Below are 18,790 nucleotides of genomic sequence, written 5' to 3' on the forward strand. Positions count from 1 at the left end.
CTGGCTCCCTGTCGACAACTCGAGACAGGGCACCCTGGCCCCTACATTCATGGTCACGTCCAGGTGTGCTAGCTGCCATGCGCATGGACCCACTTGCTGGCCTGAAGGAAGCGCTCGCGCTGCCAGTGGCCTCGTTGCGCAAGGAACCTGGGGCAATCACCCTCCTGGTGTATGCCGTGCTGGATGCACCTCCCGCGGAACGGGGGCTGGCCATCGAGCGTCTGCTCCAGCTCACCGAGGCGCGGATGCACCTTCCCCTCCAGGAAGCGCTTCCCGGCCGTGTGGTGGAGCTGCTGGAGAGCGAGCAGTCCGAGGTCCGGCGCATCGCCGCGCGGCTTGTCGTGACATGTCCGCATGCCGCGGCCATCCCGGGGTTGATCCGCTGCCTGGCGGACGACGATGTCCGGGTCCGCGAGGACAGCATCCTCGCGCTGCGGCACGCCGACTTCGACACGGGCGCTCTGGTGCCGCACCTGGGCTCGGAGCGCGCGGAGGTCCGGGAAGCCGCGCTGCGCGTGCTCCATCCCCCGGCGCCTCCATCCGTTCGGGCCGAGCTCCAGCGCCTGCTGGGAGACGACGTGCCGGGGGTGCGCCACCTCGCCGCGGGATTCCTGCCGGATGACGACGGCACGCCCGGGTTGTGGGGCGTCACGGTCGATGCGCTTCGGGCGGGAGGGGACGAGAGCACGCGAATCCAGGCGGCCGGGCGCCTGGGCCGGCTCGAGCCCCAGCCGGAGACATCCGAGGTGCTCCTGGAGGCGCTGAGCACGGGGACGGCGCGTGTCCGAGCCGCCGCCGCCGAGGCGCTCGCGCGGTTCTCTCCCGCGAGCACGGAAGCCGCTGGCGCACTGCTGGAAGCACTTCACGACTCCTCCTCGGCCGTGGCGTGCAGGGCCGCCGCCGCGTTGTCGGTTCGAGGCCCTGCCACGGAGGCACTCGCACCGAGCCTGTTGGCCGCGCTGGAGGATGTCTCCATTCCCGAGGAGGTGCGGGGCCAGGTGGCGCTGGCGCTCGGCAGGCTCGGGGTTCGCGAGGCCATCCCGCCGCTGTCGCGCCTGCTGGACAGGCCGGACTCGTCCTTCCGGCTCGTGCTCGACGCGTTCACCGGCCTGTCCTCGCTCCCGGGGCTGAAGCATGACGCGGTGGTGGCGCTCGGACTGTTCGGTCCGCTCGCGGCGGAGGCGGCATCGGCCTTGTCCCGGCTGGCGCGCGAAGGAGGCCCGGCCCTCCGCCATGCTGCGTCCGAAGCACTCGGGCACATGGGCCTGTTCGCATCATGAGGGGTGAGATGAGCCTGCAGACTTCGAGAATGTCGCTCGCGGGTGCGCCCGCGCTGGTCGTCCACCGGGGTCCTCGCGAGGAAGCCCTCCGCCGTGGCGTGGTGCTCTTCTTCCACGGGCTCGGCGCGTCCAAGGAGGTGAACGAGCGGGAGCTCGGCGTCTTCGCGGACCGGGGACTCGTCGCGGTGGGGCTCGACGCGATGGGGCATGGTGAGCGGCGCTACCCGGACTTCGATGCGCGCTTCACCCACGACAACCCGCGCGCGGAAGAGGACTTCCTCCAGGTGGTTCGTGCGACCGCGAACGAGGTGCCATCGGTGCTCGATGCACTCGTGTCACTCGGGGCGGATGCGGAGCGGTTGAGCATTGGCGGTGCTTCGCTGGGCGGGTTCATCACCTACCGGGCGCTGCTGCTGGACCGGCGGCTGCGCGTGGCGGTTCCGCTCATCGGCTCGCCCGAATGGGAGCTCCCGCTGCCCGAGAGCCCGCACTGTTTCCCGGAGCGTTTCTTCCCCGTGGCGCTCTTCAGTCAGACGGCGGGCCTGGACGACGTGGTGCATCCCGGGATGGCGCGAGCCTTCCATGAGCGCCTGGTCCCTCTCTATGCCCAGGCTCCCGAGCGGCTGCGCTACCGGGAGTTCCCCCTGTCCAGGCACAGGATGCGGCCCGAGGACTGGAACGAGGCCATCCAGGACGCGGCGGACTGGCTGGTCCGCTTCCTGGGCGTTGAGCGGAGCCACCCTTCGCGGAACGCGGTGTAGAAGATGAAGAACGAGAAGGTGCACATGGCGGACACGGGTTTTTTCAAGGGGTGGTTGGGGCGCTTCAAACTCCTCAGGCGGTACGCGGCCAGGAAGCCGGAGCAGGACACAGAGGAACCAGGCCGACTCTACGAGGCCTACAACGTCCTCGAGGACAAGCCGGCCCTGGTATTGATACCGAGCGAGCGTGCACCCATGGAGCCCCAGGAGGAGTGGCGGGTGTGCTTGCGCTCCCAGGCCATGCCTCCCCATTTCGTGCTGGAGGTGGAGAAGGCTCCGAGCTCCGGTCGGTTGTCCCAGCTCCGTGGGATGCTCGAACAGCTCGGCACCGCCGTCGGGCGGTTGGCGAACGATGAGGAGGCGCGTGCCCATCTCACCCGCGTGCCGACGGGGCCGATGGAGTTCATGTGGCACCTGCCCGCATCCGCCTGGAAGTGGGTACGCGCCAGTCGCTGGCGCACCGCCGCGGCGATTGTCCTGATGCTCCTGTCCTCGCGCCTGGCCATCCATCTGGTGGAGCGGGACATGTATGCGCAGGAGCAGGACACGAGCCGTTCGTCCGTGGAGCGGTGGAGGGCCGAGCAGGCCATCGCCGCGCACCGGGCGCCCGCGTTGATCAACAAGGCCAGGGTGGGTCAGGCGCCCATCGCCTATCCCCTGCCCAAGGCGCCATTCGTCGATCAGGCCAAGACGCCCTGCAAACCCAATGAGGACGAAGTGGAAATCAACGGCGGCTGCTGGATGGCACTCGAGAGGCGCCCGCCCTGCCGCGAGAACCAGGCCGAGTACCGGGGCAAGTGCTACCTGCCGGTCTCTGCCAGCTCCCGGACGCGTGAGCCCCAGTCCCTCCACCGGTGAATCATGGCGAGCAGGACCATCGAGGAGAGCCGTATCCAGCGGCTCAACACCCGCGAGTCGAAGGGTGGCGAGTACGTCCTCTATTGGATGCAGCAGAGCCAGCGCGCCGGGTTCAACCCCGCGTTGGAGTACGCCATCCAACGGGCCAACGAGGCGAAGCTGCCGCTGCTGGTGGGCTTCGGGCTGATGGATGGCTACCCCGAGGCCAACGTCCGTCACTACCGCTTCATGTTGGAGGGGCTCCAGGACACGCAGCGCGCCCTGGCTCGCCGGAAGATTCCCCTCGTGGTCCAGCGCGGTGCCCCGGACGTGGTGGCCCTGAAGCTCGCCCGGCACGCGGCCCTGGTGGTGTGTGACCGGGGCTACCTGCGCCATCAGAAGCAGTGGCGCCGCACGGTGGCCGACAAGGCCTCCTGCCCGGTGATTCAGGTCGAGGGGGACGTCGTGGTTCCGGTGGCGGCCGCCTCGGGCAAGGCCGAGTTCGCCGCGCGCACCCTTCGTCCCAAGATCCACCGTCTCTGGAGCGCGTACCTGGTGGAACTCGCGCCCACGCCGCTGAAGACGGACTCGCTCGGGCTCGGCGTGAAGGGACTGGACCTGGAGGACCTCGACGCGGTGCTGGCGAAGCTGGACCTGGACCGCTCCGTGCCTCCGGTGAGCCACCGCTTCAAGGGCGGCACGAGCGAGGCGAAGCGCCTCTTGCGCAAGTTCCTCACGGAGCACCTTCCCGAGTACCAGGAGAGCAGGCCCCACCCGGAGACGACCCACGTCTCGCACATGAGCAAGTACCTCCACTTCGGGCAGGTGAGCCCGGTGGAGGTGGCGCTCGCGGCGCGCGAGGCGAAGGTGGCGGACCATCAGCGCGAGAGCTTCCTCGAGGAGCTCATCGTCCGGCGCGAGCTGGCGCAGAACTTCGCCGAGTACACGCCCCTCTACGACTCCTTCGAGTCCCTGCCCGAGTGGGCCCGGAAGACGCTGGAGAAGCACCGGGGCGACGAGCGGCACCACCAGTACACGAAGGAGCAGCTCGAGCGGGCTCGCACGCATGACCCGTACTGGAACGCCGCCATGCGCGAGATGCGTTACACGGGCTACATGCACAACGCCATGCGCATGTACTGGGGGAAGAAGATACTGGAGTGGAGCAGCACCCCCGAGCACGGGCACCGCACGGCGCTGGAGCTCAACAACAGGTACTTCCTGGATGGGCGGGACGCGAACTCCTACACCAACATCGGCTGGGTGTTCGGCCTGCACGACCGGCCCTGGGGCGAGCGCGAAATCTTCGGCACCGTGCGCTACATGTCCTCGGGCGGTCTGGAGCGGAAGGCGGACATGCGGGCCTATGTCGACAAGGTGGACCGGTTGGTGTCCGAGGCCAGGGCGGCGGGAGTCCGCTTCGAGGGGGACTGAATCCTCGCCGCCCTCGCGATGCACGCCGCCGTACGCACCCCACCGAGCGCCGTGGCCAACGTGCTCTGCCCCGGGAACACCGAGTCCCCCACCAGCCACAGCCCGCGCTGCACCTCGCGGGGCCCCAGCGTGCGGTAGTGGTGCAGCCCGGCGCGCCGCGGCACTCCGCCCACTGCCCCCGCCTCGCGCTGGGTGAAGCGCTCGAAGGTGCGCGGCGAGGCCGTCATCTCGTGCTGCACGTTCTCCATCCACTCGGGCGCCAGCCGTCTCAGTCCCTGCCGCATCCGCTCCTGGATGGTGGAGACGAGCCGGGCCTGCTCCTCCTCGGAGCGCGCCATCAGCGAGCGCAGGGGCACGTGCGTGGACACCGTCAGCGTCCGGTGGCCCGGCGGCGCGCGGCCCGTGTCCGCCTCTCCGCTGAGCGAGGCGAAGAGGTGGTTGCCCTCGACGAAGGGCGCCTGCTCGTTCTGCACCAGCTCCAGGTGGTGCGCGCTCGGTGAGGCCTCCCCGGGTGCTCTCACCACGAGGTACAGCATCACCGCCCCCCAGCCTTCCTCCACCCGTCCCGCCAGCGTTCGCAGGTACGAGGGCACGCGCTCGGGCGGCAGTCCCAGCAGCCGCACCAGCCCCTGCGGAAGCATGTTGGCCACCACGTGGCGCGCGTGCAGCTCGCCCTGCCGCGACGTCACCTTCCAGCCTCCGGGCACGGGCTCGAGCGACTTCACCCGGTTGGCGAACAGCACCTCGCCTCCCCCGGTCTCCACGGCCCCCGCGAGCGCGCTCGCCAGCCGGCCGATGCCTCCGCGCACGTGCCCGGTGCCTCGCCAGTAGTAGTCCATGGCCGCGAGCGCGAAGGGGGCCTCGGCCTCGGTGGCGCCGCACTGCACCGTTATCTGGCAGAGCGCGTCCAGGTACGTGCGCAGCGGGGTGAAGCCCAGCAGGCCGAAGCGCTCCAGCACGGCCCCGAGCGGCCGTCCCATCCAGCGCACCAGCGGCAGGTACCGCGTGGCGCGCGAGGTGTGCCGCAGCAGTGCGCGCAGGTCGAGCGGCGGCAGCAGCGTGGGATCATCGAAGAGGGGCCACAGCGCCTGGGCCACCTGCTGCTGCAGCGTGAAGAAGCCGCGCAGCGCGTCGGCCGGGGCGCCGGGGAAGGCGTGGAGCTGGTCCATCAGGCGCTGGCGCTCGCGGTACACGCCCAGCCGCATGCCCGGGGTGCGCAGCTCCACCAGCGGATCCAACCAGTCCACCGTCACGTCCAGCCCGAGCTGGCGCACCCAGCGTCCGAAGAGCTGCTCCTCGGCGAGCCCGGAGAAGAGGGTGGCGCCCGCCTCGAAGGAGTAGCCGTGTCGGCGGAAGGTGCTGGCGCAACCTCCCGGATAGTTGAGGGTCTCGCAGAGCGCCACGCGGGCGCCCCGTTGGGTGAGCTCGAGCGCCGTGGCCAGTCCGCCGAAGCCCGCGCCCACCACCACTGCGTCATACCAGGTGCTCGTCATCGTCCCGTGCCGCGTGTCCGTCGCGGCAGGAGATAACGCTCCCCGCGTGGCCGGTCACGTCCGATTTCCACGCGGCGTGGTCCGAGGTGGGAGCACTGGAAAGTTGCCGCCTCCCTCCCCGGTGGGCGTCAGGGCTCGGAGGGTTCCTCGCCCTGGGGCTGGACGCCCTGCTCCGGCTGGACGCCCTTCTCGCGCAGCACGCGCACCACCTCGGCGGCCATGACGCGATGGCCCTCGGCGCTCGGGTGGATGCCGTCCACCTCCAACCCGTCCAGGAAGAGGTGCACGTTGTCCGGCTGGCGCGTCACCGCCTCGAGGTCGATGACGTCGGGGAAGGTGCTTCGAATCCACGCGTTCATCGCCAGCCGGTCCCTCTTCACCACCTCGTAGTCGCCGTGGTTGGACTTCTCCTTGGGAAGCAGCGTGCTCACCCAGGTGCGGCACAGGGGCGCGAGCCGCGAGAGGAGCAGGTTCATCCGCGTCTGCAAGCCGCTCACTTCCAGCGAGCTCAGGTCATTGGTGCCCAGCAGCACGATGCAGTCGGTGACGCCCTGGAGCGACAGCACCTCCTGATCCAGGTTCTGCAACTCGTCGTAGAAGCCCTGGCCGGACACACCGGCGTTGACGATGGGCACGCCGAGCTGGGCCTCGGCCAGCGAGGGCCAGGCCTTGCGCGTGTCATCGTGCTCGGTGATGTAGCCCTCGGTGATGCTGTCGCCGATGGCGACGAAGGCGCGCGCGGGCGGGCCCTCCACGTCCACGGTGGCCAGTCCCACCGCGCGGGCCCAGGCCGAGCCACCAATGGCGCCCGTGGTGCCCGTATAGGCCCCCGAGCGCACGTAGCTGCCGGGCAGCGTCTCGATGGCGCTCACGCCCAGCGCGCCCTGCACTTCGAAGGACACGGCCAGCTCGTCGCGGAAGCCCACGGGGAAGGGCACGGGATCGGACACCACGCGCTTCCTCGCCCCCACGGAGAAGCCCTGTGCACCGGAGAACGTCACCGTCACGGGCGTGGAGGCCAGCGAGCCGTTGGGACCGGCGCGCGCCACCGTGGCCCGGCGCAGCACCAGGCTCCCATCCCCCGATCGGAAGGCGAGCCGCACCCGTTGCCCCGCGCGGCCCACCGGCACGCGCAGGCGGAACGTCACGTTGCCCGTGCTGTAGGACCAGCGCAGCGCCGCGTGGTAGCCCGGCTGGAACAGCGGGGGCACGGCCCGGGGCTGTCCCACCTCAGGCTCCACGTTGACGGGCGCCACCTCGAGCCCTCCGTTGGGCAGGGGCGCCTCGGTGGACACCTCCCCGGAGGTGCCCGGCTCGGAAGGGAAGGACTCTTCCCACCCGTCCCCGCCGGGCCCGCAGGCGACCCCGAGGATTGCCCAAGCACACACCAGGACTCGCGTCCGTTGGCTTCCGTTCATTCCTTCCCCTCCGTTGCCGGAAAGGGTGTGCACCTCCCAGGCCAATGGGGAGCGGGCACACCGTCCAGAATCGGTCGCTCGCCTCGTCCCTTCGGGTAGGACGGGCGCGCACCCAAACACCACGGCCCCCGCTCGCGGAGTGCGCGCGGAGGCCGGGGGAGTGCCGCTTTTTCAGGTGCCAGCGACTACGGCAGGATCCGGGCCACCAGCTTCCACTTGGAGCTGGTCTGGGCCTCGTTGTCGAGCCACGTGGACACGCCGATGAGGCCGGCCATGGTGGCGAGGCTGAAGACGCCCAGCCAGTTGACGAGCTTGGTGGCGTTCTTCACGTCCTGCGGGGCCTCTTCCGCGGCCTTGCTGCCGGACTCCATGGGGATGCCCTCCTGGAGGGAGCGCTTGGCCAGGAAGCCGCCACCGATCAGGTTGACGAGCCCGCTGACCAGCGTGGCGCCCATGAGGAAGTCCTTGGCGATGACCAGCTTGCGCGCCACCGGCGAGATGCTCCGGCCGCTCACCTTGGAGCGACCAAAGAACCAGGTGAGGGCGGACGTCCCCAACCCGATGGCGTTGACGATGTTGTAGCCGTTCCACGCCGCGTTGACGATCTTCGCCCGGTCCTGCTTGTCGGTGATGAGCTTGGCCGACGGATTGAGGGCGATGCGGCCGAAGAGCGAGCCGCCGAAGCCCGAGGCGAGACCGAGGTTGTGGAGAACGTAGGCGCTGGTCGTGAGAGTCGGTGTGGGCATGATTCAACCCCTCCTTGCTGCGTTTGTGGTGCGGGGGTGAAACTACGCATGCTCCGTGTGACGGCTCGGCAACCTCGGTCCCCTGCTCGGTGGGAGGCTGGGTGGGCCTGTAGCTCCTTCCCGGATTTCCTCGGCTGGACGGAAGAGCCGGCGGGAAGTCGACACGTGCCCTCCCGAATCCGTTGAGAGTGGATCCGCGTGCGGCCGAGCGGGATGCCGGGTGTCAGTGCGTCTGCCGCCGGGGAAGCTTCACGGTGAAGGTGGAGCCAACGCCCAGCTCGCTCTCCACCCCGATGGTGCCGCCATGGGCCTCGACGATCTGCCGCACGATGTAGAGGCCCAGCCCCAGCCCACCGAAGTTGCGCGAGGACGCGCGCTCGAAGCGCTCGAAGATGCGCTTGCGGGCCTCGGGCGCGATGCCGATGCCGCGATCCCTCACCACCAGACAGACCTCGCCCTCGTGTCCGCGCACCGACACGTCCACCGGCTTGCCCTGTCCGTACCGCGAGGCGTTGGCCAGCAGGTTGCCCACCACCAGCTCCATCCGGGCTTTGTCCCATTGCCCCACCATCGGACCGTCCACGTGCAGCGTGGGTCTGCTCCCGGTCCACGCCAGCTCCTCGCCGAGCCGCCCCACCACGCCGCGCACCACCTGCTCCAGGTCCAGCTCCTCCCGGTGCAGCTCCAGCCTCCCCAGGCGGATGCGCGAGATGTCCAGCAGCTCACTCACCAGCCGCGCCAGCCGCTTCGTCTGGCGCTGTGCCACGTCCACCATCCGGTGCAACTGCTCGTCGGTCAGCGCGTGCGTGCCCTCGCCACCGGCCACCGTGCGCTGCAACCGCTGCAGGTTCATCAGCAAGGGCGTGAGGGGCGTGTTCAGCTCGTGAGAGGCGATGGAGAGGAACTCGTCGCGCACGCGGATGGCCTCCTGCGCCTCGTGGTAGAGCCGGGCGTTCTCCACCGCGCTGCCCGCGCGCCGCCCCAGCTCGTGCACCAGCGCGCGCTCCGGGCCCGTCAGCGGGCGCTCCCGCGTGAAGACGGTGATGACGCCCAGCACCCGCTCGCGGTGCATCAGCGGCACGATGAGCAGCGCCCGCGCCCGCGCGTCCCTCGGCAGTGAGAGACACTCGGACCCGCCGGCCAGCCGCTCCAGCACGCCGCGCGGCAGGGGCGAGAACAGCTCGGGCTGCCCGGTGCGCAACACCTTCTGCAGCGGTGACTCCGAGTGCTCGTCGAGGACGTAGCGGATGCACCGGTAGCGCTCCTCCTCCTCCCGGTGACGCGGGTAGCGGACCGCCAGGCGGCGCAGCGAGCTGCCGTCCTCCTCGAACAGGTCCACCAGGCACCCGTCACCCACCTCCGGTGCCACCTGGCCCGCCAGCAGCTCCGCGATGGTGGGGATGTCCAGGCTGCGCCCCAGCAGGGCGCTGGTGTCCGCCAGCAGCGTCAGGGTGCGCTGGGCGTGCCGCTGCTCGATGTCCACCAGCGAGCCGAGCAGGGTGAGCGCCAGACCGGCCAGCGTGGCCACGCCGATGGCCACCGCGCCCAGCCCGCCAATCTCGAAGCCGCTGGCGACGTACCCCGGTGGCATGGGCGTGGGGACGAAGCGGGCCGCCGCCATTCCCGTGTAGTGCATGCCGGAGATGGCCGCGCCCATCAGCAGGGCGCTGACCAGCTTCGCCCAGGACCAGGCGCGCTGCTCCCGCTGGAACCGCAAGGCCAGCCACAGCGCGGCCAATGACGCGGCGATGGCGACGAGCACCGAGAGCGTGAACAGCAGCGGGTCGTACTGGAGCGTCGCCTCCATGAGCATGGCGGCCATGCCGATGTAGTGCATGGCGCAGATGGCCAGCCCCATGAAGATGCCGCCCGTCACCAGCCGATCCGGCGTGACGAGGCTGCGGCTGACCACGAACAGGGCCGCCCACGCCCCGAGGATGGCCACCCCCATGGAGAGGGCCGTGAGCCCGGGCCCGTAGCTCATCGGCATGGACATGCGGAAGGCCAGCATCCCCACGAAGTGCATGGACCAGATGCCCACGCCCATCATCGCCGCGCCGCTGCCCAGGATGACCCGCCGCGCCATTCCGGTAGTGCCCGCCACCCGGCCCGCGAGGTCCAGGGCCGTATAGGAGGCCGCCACGGCGATCAGGATGGAGAGCAGGACCAGGCCCGGATGATAGGCCCCTTCGATGTGCGCCCCGGCGCATCGAAGGCACCCGAGCAGATTTCCCGCGAGTATCTCGGAGCCCCAGTGCACGATGTCTCTACAACCTGTGCATGCCCGGCACTCCATGCTCCCGTCCACCCGGGGCGGTGCTCCGGAAAACGCGAGCGCCCCGGCTCACCGGCTGACAGCTCGCCGGGGGACCAGGGCACGGAGCGCTCGTCGTGGCGTCGGCCTACGGGCGCTTCTCGGTCACGCGAACCGGCACGGGCACGGGCACGGGCACGGGGCGCGACACCTCCGCGCGGGGCACGGGCCTCCACAGCAGGTACGCCATGCCCAGCAGCAGCCCCAGCTCCAGCGGCAGCCTCCAGAACTGGTTCATCACGGGGAGCCCATCCAGCATCACCGGCCGTCCCTGTACCTCACGGATGCCCACCAGCAGCGCCACCATCATGTCCCCCAGCAGGGGCAGGGCACAGAGCCGGGTGACGAGCCGCGTCGCCGGCAGCCACGCGGCGAGGATGAGTCCCAGACCGCACAGCAGCTCCACCGCGATGACCATCCATGCGTTGAGCAGGGGGAAGGGGATGCCGAGTCCGGCGATCAACCTCGCGAAGCCCTCCGCTCCCGTCGTCACCTGCAACCCGGGCGCGCCCACGAGGATGGGCAGCGTGGTGTCGAAGATCTTCATCAGCCCGAAGACCATGAAGATGATGCCCGTCACGCCGCGCAGCTGGTAGCGGCCGGCGGTCTCGGGGACGCGCTCGAGCCAGGAGTCGAGCCGTTCGCGCGAGACCCGCGAGCGCACGAGGCGGAGGCACGGGTTGCGGCTCTCGGCGGGGCGGGCGGGGACCAGAGTGTTGGCGGCCTGGGAGGTGTGAGGCATGGGCGAGTTCATGGGTGTCTGTCTTTTTTGTGTTGGAGTGTCATTCATTGTCATTGACTGCCACTCTCATGACGCACTGCGGGGTGTTTTGTTGTGCGGGCTGAATTTGTCTGGATTATTGTATGGGATTGTTCGCTCAGGGCGCGTGCTCTTCCGCGTGCGCGGCGGCGACGGGGCGCAGCAGGGCCTTCAGCTCGCGCCGCGCCTGGTGCAGCCAGAAGCCCACGGTTCCCGGGGTGGTGCCGAGCTTCTCGGCGATGGCCTTGTAGCGCAGCCCCGCGAGGTGCAACTCGAAGGCGGTGCGCAGGGGCGGCCGCAGGCGCGTGATGGCCCACCGCAACTCCTCGTCGGAGACGCGCTCCCAGGTGCGCCACGCGCGGGGCTCACGCACGAGCACCGGGGCGCCCACGCGTTCCAGGTCCGGGCCCTCACTGTTCTCGGTGCGCTGGCGGCGGCATTGGTCGAGGAACTTCCGCTGGAGCGTGGTGCACAACCACGCGCGGCGCGTGCTGTCACTCCACTCGCGCAACTGGTCGAAGTGGCGCAGCGCGCGTTCCAACGTGTCCTGGACGAGGTCTTCCGGATCCGCGGCGCCGCTGTTGCGGCACAACTTGCGTGCGAGTCCGAGCAGGAGTGGCCGGTGCGGGCCGATGACGGATTCGAAGTGCTGGCCATCTCCAGCGAAGGCCTGTGACATGAAAACCTCCCGCACCAATAGAGGAGGCTCGATTCGAAAAGAACGCGGGCCGGACAATGTCCGGCCCGCTTGCTCGCTGGTATGGGGGCCTCAGTGGACCGTCGCACACCCGCTATCAGTCTCCCAGGTGGTCCGCCGCGCCACCCGCGACAGGTCCTCCAGGGTGATGCGCCGGGAGGGCGGACCCTGCTGGCTCGCGCCCGAGTCCGTCAGTGTCCGGTTCACCACCTCTTCAAACTCGGTCAGCTCCGAGCACTTGGAGAGGAAGGCCCGGACGCCCGGGGCATGCGGATCCGTCGCGGAGCTGTGCATGATGATGGGGACGTCATGCAGCTCCGCGTCCTGCACGAGGCGCCGGCACAGCTCGACCCCGCTCATGCGCGGCATCTGCCAGTCCGTCACCACGAGGTCCGGCCGCCGCTCGTGGGCGATCTCCAGGGCCTCCCTTCCATCATGTGCACGAAGCACACGGTGGTCCATCAGCTCGAGAACTTCCGTATAGAGGTCGAGGAGCTCGGGCTCGTCATCGACAAGAAGAATGGTGCTCATGACTTCACCTGCTCCTTTCCGTGGAATGGGGTGAAAGCGGGACGGAGCCTCTCCAGGTGGGAACTCCATTCCCCGCCTCTCTATAAGGTGGAGTCCTCGAATCACTGGTGTGATGTGTGAGATTTGGTGCGCGTTGCGCGAGATGGCCACGGCTGCGTCAGCAGGGCCCGCTCGCCTCGCTGGTGGACGCGCCCGCGAGCGCGGACCACGAGAGAAATAAGACGTTACCCCCACCCTCTCGGACGGATGCGTTGCTCGGCTCCTCGTGCACGCCTAGCTTGTGAGGGAGGGGCGGGGGGAGTGCCATGGGACGGACCGGCGATCAGGACGGCCAGGGGTCGGTGCATCTCCATTGGGATGAAGCGAAGCCCGGGGTGGACGCTGCGGCGTCCGACTTCGGCGATTCATTCCTGATGGAGGTGGCCAGCTATGGCCCGGCGTCGACGTTCCGCCGGCTGCTCCCCGGAGAGCGGCTGGGGGGCGCGGACGGACGCCGCTTCGAAATCATCGAGGCGCTGGGGGAGGGCTCCATGGGCCAGGTGTTCCGGGCCCGGGACGACGAGCTGCAGCGCGTGGTGGCCCTCAAGTTCCTCTTTCCGCGCGAGGAACTCGCCGGCATGGGCCTGAGGGAGGCCCGGGCCATCGCGCAGCTCGACCACGAGAACATCGTCCGCATCTTCGACGTGTCCGAGTGGAAGGGGGGACCGGGCGAGCCCACCGTCCCCTTCCTCGTCATGGAATGTCTGGATGGCGAGTCGCTCGCGGACCTGCTGGCGCGGGAGCGGCGACCCCCCCTGCGGCGCACCCTGGAAATCATGCGCGACGTGGCCGCGGGGCTGGCGCACGCGCACGAGCACCACATCATCCACCGCGACCTCAAGCCCAACAACGTCTTCATCTCACGCCAGGGCACGGTGAAGCTGCTGGACTTCGGCCTGGCGTGGCTCGTCACCCCGGGCAGCGCCATGCACCTGCCCATGGCCGGCACGCCTCCTTATATGGCCCCGGAGCAGTGGCTGGGCGAGCGGGTGGACGCTCGCACGGACGTCTGGGCGGCCGGCGTCATGATGTACGAGCTGCTCACCGGACAGCTGCCCTACCCGGGTCTGATGGTGGAGGAGATGCGCGAGAAGGCGCTCTCCCCGGAGCCGGTGCCGTCCCCGCGCGAGCGCAACCCGGAGCTGTCCTGGGAGCTGGAGTCGCTCCTGTCCGTGGCGCTGGCGAAGGATCCCGAGAAGCGTCTTCTATCGGCCGCGGAGCTGAGGGACGAGCTGCGCGAGTTGGAGGAGCTGCTGCGCCCGGGACGCGAGTCGCGGCGCCTGGTGGCGCCCCAGCGCCGGCAGGTGACGCTGGTCTTCTGCCGGCTGGCGGGGCTCTCCCCGCTGGCGGAGGAGTTGGATCCGGAGGACTTCGGCGAGCTGGAGGCGACCTTCCACCGCGCCGGCTCGGAGGTCATCCAGCACCACGGCGGCTTCGTCACCCTGTGCATGGCGGACGAGCTGCTGGCCTGCTTCGGCTATCCGGTGGCGAAGGAGGGGGACGCGGAGTGCGCGGTGCTCGCGGGGTTGGACCTGCCCAAGGCCGTGCACGACGCCCTTCACGCGAAGCTGCCGCCGGGGACGAGCCCGGAGCTGGCGGTGCAGGTGGGCATCTACACGGACATGGTCGTGCTGGACGACATCCTCCCGGAGCTGCGGGGGCGCACACCCACCATCCAAGGCGAGGCTCCGCGCATCGCCGCCTGGCTGGCGGGGCAGGCCGGGCCGGACGAGGTGGTGGTCGGCCCCAACACCCACAGCCTGGTCCAGCGTGCCTTCGACACCGAGCCTCTCGGGGCTCGGGCCTTCGACGGGCGGCGCACCCTGAGGGCGCACCACGTCTTGCGCTCGCGCGCGGCCGTCATCCGTTTCGAGCGCACGCTCGAGCGGGATGGGAAGTTGAGCTCCCTGGTGGGCCGCGGGCGCGAGCTTCAAGTGTTGCTCGACGCCTGGCGCCAGGCCCGCGAGGGACATGGGGGGTACGTGCTCGTCAGTGGTGAGGCGGGCATCGGCAAGTCCCGCCTCATCCAGGAGTTGCGCGAGCGGGTGCTGAAGGAGAAGCCCCTGCTCCTGCGGCTCCAATGTTGGAGCCAGTTCAGCACCAGCGCCTTCCACCCCGTCATCGAGATGTTGCAGCGGCTGTGGGTGCGTCCAGAGCGCACGCCCGAGGAGAACCTGCGCGCGGTGGAGCGGTTCCTCGAGGAGCGGGGGCTGAGGCCGGTCCAGGTGCGCCTGCTGGCGTCGCTGGTGTCACTGCCCGTGGCCGAGGACTCGCCGCACCTGCGCCTCACCCCGCAGCGGCAGAAGGACGAGACGCTGGCGGCCCTGGCCTCGCTGCTGGTGCGCAACGCCGGCGAGCGCCCGTTGCTGATGGTGGTGGAGGACCTGCACTGGGCGGACCCGTCCACGCTGCAACTGCTGACGTTCCTGCTCGGCATCGTGGAGAAGACGCGGCTGCTCTTCGTCCTCAGCGCCCGGCCCGAGTTCCGCCCGCCCTGGGCGCAGCGCCCCGGCTTCCAGTCCATCACCCTGGAGCGGCTGCCAGCGGCGTGCACGCAGCAGCTGGTGAACGAGGTGGCGCGGGGACAGGGCCTGCCGGACGAGGTGGTGTCGCAACTGGTGGCCCGCACGGACGGCATCCCCCTCTTCGTGGAGGAGATGACGCGCGTGATGTTGGAGGGCGGCTCGGCGGCGTCCATCCCCATCACGCTGCAGGAGCTGCTGCTGGCCCGGCTGGATTCATTGCCGCGCCGGCACAAGCAGCTCGCGCAGCTGTGCGCGGTGGTGGGGCGTAGCTTCTCGCATTCGCTGCTCGTCCTCCTCACGGGGCTGGGCGAGGCCGCGCTGCGCAGGGACCTGCTGGGGCTGGTGTCCGCGGGGCTGCTGCAGTCGCGGGACGCGGAGTCCGAGCCCGGCTACCAGTTCCGCCACGCCCTCATCCAGGAGGCGGCCTACCAGTCCCTGCCCCGCAGCGCGCGGCGGCAGTACCACCAGCGCATCGCTCGGGCCCTGGCGGAGCACTTCCCCGAGGAGGCCGGGACCCGGCCCGAGCTGCTGGCCCACCACTACACCGAGGCCGGCGAGGTGAAGCCCGCCATCCGCTACTGGAGACTCGCCGGCATGCGCGCCAGCCTGCGCTCGGCCAACCAGGAGGCGGTGAGCCACCTCACCCAGGCGTTGAAGCTGCTGCGGGCCCTCCCGGATGCCGAGACGCTCACGAAGGAAGAGCTGCAGCTGCTCATCGCCCTGGGCATTCCGCTGATGCATTTGCACGGCTTCAGCTCCTCCGAGGTGGAGAGCACGTACACGCGGGTGCGGCAGCTCGTCCTCCAGGTGGGTGAGGAGCTGCCCCGCCTGGAGCTGAGCTTCTGGGGCGCCTTCGCCTACTACTTCGCGCGAGGCAAGACGCGGGAGGCGCACGAGGTGGGCGAGCTGCTGGTGAGCCTGGGCGAGCGCCAGGGCAACCAGGAGCTGCTCTCCATGGGGCACCGGATGATGGCCACGGACTTCTTCACCTGGGGCGAGATGAGCCGGGCGTTGAAGCACGTGCGGCAGGCGCTGGAGTACTCGGACTGCGAGCTGGAGCAGCACCGGCTCCTCGCCGTGCGGCACTGGGTGGACCCGCGCGCGTCGGCGCTGGCCTATGGCTCCGTCATCCTCTCCGTGATGGGACGCGGGGAGGAGGCCGAGCGCTTCGCGCGGGAGGCCCTGGAGCTGTGCGGGCGCATCGGCCACCCTCACACGACGGCCTTCGTGCTGACATACTGCGCCCTCGGCGCCCAGCTGCGGTGGGACGCGCGGACGACCCTCTCGCTGGCGGATCAGTGCATCCCGCTCGCACGCGAGCACCGCTTCCTGCTGTGGTACCTGTGGCCCTCCGCGATGAAGGCCTGGGCCCTCTCCGAGCTGGGTCAGCCGCGGGAAGGCCTGCGGCTGATGCGCGAGGTGATGGAGCAGTGGAAGCTGTCGGGCATCCTCGCCGGCATGCATCACAACCTGGGCATGCAGGCCATCATCCACCTGCGGCTGGGAGAGGTGCGGGAAGGACTGGCCACCGTGGACGAGGCGTTGACGTGGCCGGCGGTGACGGAGGAGTACTCGTACCTGCCCGAGCTGCACCGGGCCCGGGGCGAGCTGCTGCGGCGGGCCGGCCGCGAGGAGGAGGCCCGCGGGGAGTTCCTCCAGGCCATCCAGCTCGCCCACGAGCACGAGATGTTCGCCTACGAGCAGCGGGCCCAGGCGAGCCTGCGCCGCCAGCTCCAGGAGACGGGCTCGCACGGCGAGGAGCCGCTGCACCCGTGACGCCGGGCGTCCCCCTTGGCCACTGGGACGCGCCTGTGCTCCGCTCGCGGCCATGAGCTCTTCTTCCCGACGCGCCCTGGATGCACCCGAGGGTGAGCTGGTGGTCCTCTCCCGCTCGCTCGTCGAGCAGGCCACCGAGGTCTCCCGGACGAGTCCCCGCCGGCGCATCATCCTGCCCTTCCACAAGACCGAGGCCGAGACGCTGCACCGGATGCTCAACGTCATCCAACCGGACAGCTATGTGCGGCCCCACCGGCACCTGGAGCCGCCGAAGTCGGAGGCCTGGGTGGTGCTGCGGGGCGCGGTCGCCTTCTTCACCTTCGAGGAGGATGGCCGCGTGCGCGACTGCCTGGCGCTGGAGGCCGGCGGCGAGCACTTCGGCGTGGACCTGGCCCCGGGCATCTTCCATGGCCTCGTGGCGCTCGCGCCGGACACGGTCCTCTACGAGGTGAAGAACGGGCCCTACGCACCGGCCAATGACAAGTCTTTCGCGCCCTGGGCGCCCGCGGAGGGCACCCCAGAGGCCACGAGCTACCTGGCCCGGCTGAGCGAGGAGTTCCGGCGGCGCTACCCGTAAGGGGGACTGGCGGACCACCCATTGGCCGGTTGCCTGGGGACCGGCGGGGGAGGCGCACGCGAACGCCCCTCCACCAAGTGTGTCACGAACGCGCGTCGAGCCCTCCAACGTCCATGGGAGCACTGCACATGGACGACACGAGCGCACGCGTATTTCCAGTTCGAGAGACCGAGGCGACGGGGGACACGCTCCTCCCGCGGCGTCAGGAGGTATCACCCCGGCGGGCGCGAGCCAGGGCCCGAGTGGCCGCGAGGCGCAACGCGCTGACCGTGGTCGTTCCCATCCAGTCCGACCCCGAGGGGTGCTGGCGGCTGGAGACGGTCCTGAAGGAGATCGGCCAGGACATCCGGCGCAACCCGCACATCTCCTTCCAGGCGTTGAGGGCCACGCACTTCCTACGCTGGGTCATCGTGCCGGGCCGCGACCGGCGGATGCTGGCCCTCGAGGCCAACTTCGACGGCTCCGTGGGGGAGTTCCTCGACGACCTCATCCAGGTGGCCGGGAAGACGTTGAAGGAGAGCCTCTACTGCCACTGCGAGCCGGCCATCCAACGCGAGGATCCGGACGAGGCCCTCAAGGGCTACCTGCTCGACCACGCGCTGCCTGAGTCGCTCTTCTACCGGGGCTATCCGGGCCTGACCGTCGAGAGCATCGAGAACGACGCCCGGGTGCGCGCGCTCACCAATGAGTATCTCGACCTCCCCCGGAAGGGCCGTTGGAAGTCGGCGTCACAGCTCCAGGAGGACATCCGGCGGTACCTCGAACGGGCCGACCCGATGCCGCGGCTCGACCCGGAGCCGGTGCCGTGGAAGACGCGGCTGATGCGGACGCGCTTCGTGCGCACGCTCCTGGGCGGGCTCTCGCTGCCGGTGGGCATTCCCCTGGGACTGGCCCTGCTGGCCCATGAGGGCGTGGACGTGATGAAGGAGAAGGTGAAGGCGCGTCTGGGGAGACGCTCGCCGGTGTTGCACGCCTACGGTGACGAGGACGCCAGGCGGTTGGGCGAGCTGCTCGTGCGAGAGGACTTCCAGGCGCAGAACCAGCTCACCCACGTGGTGGACCTCAAGCCGGGCCTGCTGCGGGTGCCGCTCATCAAGCTGGCGTTCCGCTACTGGGGCTACCTGGCGACGTACTACTTCGACGAGGGCAAGCTCGGGGGCATCGAGGGCATCCACTTCGCCCGCTGGGTCCTCGTCAAGGACCGGCGGCAGCACGGGAAGCGGCGGCTCCTGCGCCGCGCGAAGTACCAGGTGCTCTTCTTCAGCAACTACGACGGGAGCTGGGAGAGCTACCTCGGCAGCTTCGTGGACCGGGCCAGCATCGGCCTCACCACCATCTGGTGCAACACGGTGGGCTTCCCCCGCACGCGCTTGTGGTTGCGGCCCTTCCGTCTGGAGCTGGGCGCGGACCGCGAGGAGGCCTTCAAGCAGTGGGTGCGTCAGCACCAGGTTCCCACCCAGGCCTGGTTCTCCCGGCACCCGGACAAGAGCATCGGCAACATCGTCAACAACAGGGAGATCCGCTCGAAGGTCCGGGCGCGGATGAGCCCGGAGCGGACGAGGGAGTGGCTGCTGTGTCTGTAGCGCCACGCGGGGGATGGGA

14 protein-coding genes are annotated in these 18,790 nt (G+C 69.9%); 7 read left to right on the top strand and 7 right to left on the bottom strand.

Annotated features, from left to right (window positions below; translation table 11 throughout):
• Positions 1-83 precede the first annotated feature (83 nt).
• Genes JRI60_RS02900 through JRI60_RS02915 form a run of 4 tightly spaced genes read left to right on the top strand, consistent with a single transcriptional unit; the run spans position 84 to position 4,312 of the window.
• Positions 84-1,280, top strand: coding sequence for a HEAT repeat domain-containing protein (locus JRI60_RS02900; RefSeq protein WP_204224343.1), 1,197 nt, complete (start codon positions 84-86; stop codon positions 1,278-1,280).
• A gap of 8 nt (positions 1,281-1,288) precedes the next feature.
• Positions 1,289-2,041, top strand: a complete 753-nt coding sequence (locus JRI60_RS02905) for an alpha/beta hydrolase family protein (protein ID WP_204224344.1) — start codon at positions 1,289-1,291, stop codon at positions 2,039-2,041.
• A gap of 3 nt (positions 2,042-2,044) precedes the next feature.
• The gene (locus JRI60_RS02910) at positions 2,045-2,899 is read left to right on the top strand and encodes a hypothetical protein (protein ID WP_204224345.1); all 855 of its coding nucleotides are present in this window, start codon (positions 2,045-2,047) and stop codon (positions 2,897-2,899) included.
• A 3-nt stretch (positions 2,900-2,902) separates the two neighbouring features.
• The gene (locus JRI60_RS02915; RefSeq protein WP_204224346.1) at positions 2,903-4,312 is read left to right on the top strand and encodes a deoxyribodipyrimidine photo-lyase; all 1,410 of its coding nucleotides are present in this window, start codon (positions 2,903-2,905) and stop codon (positions 4,310-4,312) included.
• Here JRI60_RS02915 and JRI60_RS02920 read toward each other — a convergent pair.
• The 7 genes from JRI60_RS02920 to JRI60_RS02950 form a co-directional block, all read right to left on the bottom strand.
• On the bottom strand, positions 4,243-5,805 hold the full coding sequence (locus tag JRI60_RS02920; RefSeq protein ID WP_204224347.1) for a phytoene desaturase family protein: 1,563 nt from the start codon (positions 5,803-5,805) through the stop codon (positions 4,243-4,245). The two genes, JRI60_RS02915 and JRI60_RS02920, sit on opposite strands and share 70 nt — an antisense overlap.
• A gap of 128 nt (positions 5,806-5,933) precedes the next feature.
• Complete coding sequence (locus tag JRI60_RS02925; RefSeq protein WP_204224348.1) at positions 5,934-7,223, bottom strand: SGNH/GDSL hydrolase family protein; 1,290 nt, start codon at positions 7,221-7,223, stop codon at positions 5,934-5,936.
• A 185-nt stretch (positions 7,224-7,408) separates the two neighbouring features.
• Entirely contained in the window at positions 7,409-7,969 is a 561-nt protein-coding gene (locus tag JRI60_RS02930) for a hypothetical protein (protein WP_204224349.1), read from the bottom strand.
• A gap of 223 nt (positions 7,970-8,192) precedes the next feature.
• A complete protein-coding gene (locus tag JRI60_RS02935; RefSeq protein ID WP_204224350.1) occupies positions 8,193-10,229 on the bottom strand; it encodes an MHYT domain-containing protein in 2,037 nt (678 codons plus the stop codon).
• 142 nt (positions 10,230-10,371) lie between these two features.
• Complete coding sequence (locus JRI60_RS02940) at positions 10,372-11,037, bottom strand: DoxX family protein (protein WP_204224351.1); 666 nt, start codon at positions 11,035-11,037, stop codon at positions 10,372-10,374.
• Positions 11,038-11,161: 124 nt separating this feature from the next.
• The gene (locus JRI60_RS02945; RefSeq protein ID WP_204224352.1) at positions 11,162-11,722 is read right to left on the bottom strand and encodes an RNA polymerase sigma factor; all 561 of its coding nucleotides are present in this window, start codon (positions 11,720-11,722) and stop codon (positions 11,162-11,164) included.
• Positions 11,723-11,812: 90 nt separating this feature from the next.
• Positions 11,813-12,271, bottom strand: coding sequence for a response regulator (locus JRI60_RS02950; RefSeq protein WP_204224353.1), 459 nt, complete (start codon positions 12,269-12,271; stop codon positions 11,813-11,815).
• Between the two features lie 305 nt (positions 12,272-12,576).
• On the opposite strand from JRI60_RS02950, the gene JRI60_RS02955 reads away from it, so the two are divergent.
• The 3 genes from JRI60_RS02955 to JRI60_RS02965 all read left to right on the top strand — a co-directional run bounded on the left by JRI60_RS02955 (position 12,577) and on the right by JRI60_RS02965 (position 18,771).
• Positions 12,577-16,611, top strand: coding sequence for a protein kinase domain-containing protein (locus JRI60_RS02955; protein ID WP_204224354.1), 4,035 nt, complete (start codon positions 12,577-12,579; stop codon positions 16,609-16,611).
• Between the two features lie 52 nt (positions 16,612-16,663).
• Positions 16,664-17,188 (top strand): WbuC family cupin fold metalloprotein, encoded by a 525-nt coding sequence (locus tag JRI60_RS02960; RefSeq protein WP_204224355.1) that lies wholly within the window; start codon positions 16,664-16,666, stop codon positions 17,186-17,188.
• A gap of 128 nt (positions 17,189-17,316) precedes the next feature.
• The gene (locus JRI60_RS02965) at positions 17,317-18,771 is read left to right on the top strand and encodes a hypothetical protein (RefSeq protein ID WP_204224356.1); all 1,455 of its coding nucleotides are present in this window, start codon (positions 17,317-17,319) and stop codon (positions 18,769-18,771) included.
• Positions 18,772-18,790: the final 19 nt, after the last annotated feature.

Source organism: Archangium violaceum (assembly GCF_016887565.1).
Lineage (GTDB): Bacteria > Myxococcota > Myxococcia > Myxococcales > Myxococcaceae > Archangium > Archangium violaceum_B.

Excerpts from the sequence above, each read along its gene's own strand:
- JRI60_RS02900 (WP_204224343.1), top strand. The coding sequence starts at position 84 with ATGGACCCACTTGCTGGCCTGAAGGAAGCGCTCGCGCTGCCAGTGGCC.
- JRI60_RS02905 (WP_204224344.1), top strand. The coding sequence starts at position 1,289 with ATGAGCCTGCAGACTTCGAGAATGTCGCTCGCGGGTGCGCCCGCGCTG.
- JRI60_RS02910 (WP_204224345.1), top strand. The coding sequence starts at position 2,045 with ATGAAGAACGAGAAGGTGCACATGGCGGACACGGGTTTTTTCAAGGGG.
- JRI60_RS02915 (WP_204224346.1), top strand. The coding sequence starts at position 2,903 with ATGGCGAGCAGGACCATCGAGGAGAGCCGTATCCAGCGGCTCAACACC.
- JRI60_RS02920 (WP_204224347.1), bottom strand. The coding sequence starts at position 5,805 with ATGACGAGCACCTGGTATGACGCAGTGGTGGTGGGCGCGGGCTTCGGC.
- JRI60_RS02925 (WP_204224348.1), bottom strand. The coding sequence starts at position 7,223 with ATGAACGGAAGCCAACGGACGCGAGTCCTGGTGTGTGCTTGGGCAATC.
- JRI60_RS02930 (WP_204224349.1), bottom strand. The coding sequence starts at position 7,969 with ATGCCCACACCGACTCTCACGACCAGCGCCTACGTTCTCCACAACCTC.
- JRI60_RS02940 (WP_204224351.1), bottom strand. The coding sequence starts at position 11,037 with ATGAACTCGCCCATGCCTCACACCTCCCAGGCCGCCAACACTCTGGTC.
- JRI60_RS02945 (WP_204224352.1), bottom strand. The coding sequence starts at position 11,722 with ATGTCACAGGCCTTCGCTGGAGATGGCCAGCACTTCGAATCCGTCATC.
- JRI60_RS02950 (WP_204224353.1), bottom strand. The coding sequence starts at position 12,271 with ATGAGCACCATTCTTCTTGTCGATGACGAGCCCGAGCTCCTCGACCTC.
- JRI60_RS02955 (WP_204224354.1), top strand. The coding sequence starts at position 12,577 with ATGGGACGGACCGGCGATCAGGACGGCCAGGGGTCGGTGCATCTCCAT.
- JRI60_RS02960 (WP_204224355.1), top strand. The coding sequence starts at position 16,664 with ATGAGCTCTTCTTCCCGACGCGCCCTGGATGCACCCGAGGGTGAGCTG.
- JRI60_RS02965 (WP_204224356.1), top strand. The coding sequence starts at position 17,317 with ATGGACGACACGAGCGCACGCGTATTTCCAGTTCGAGAGACCGAGGCG.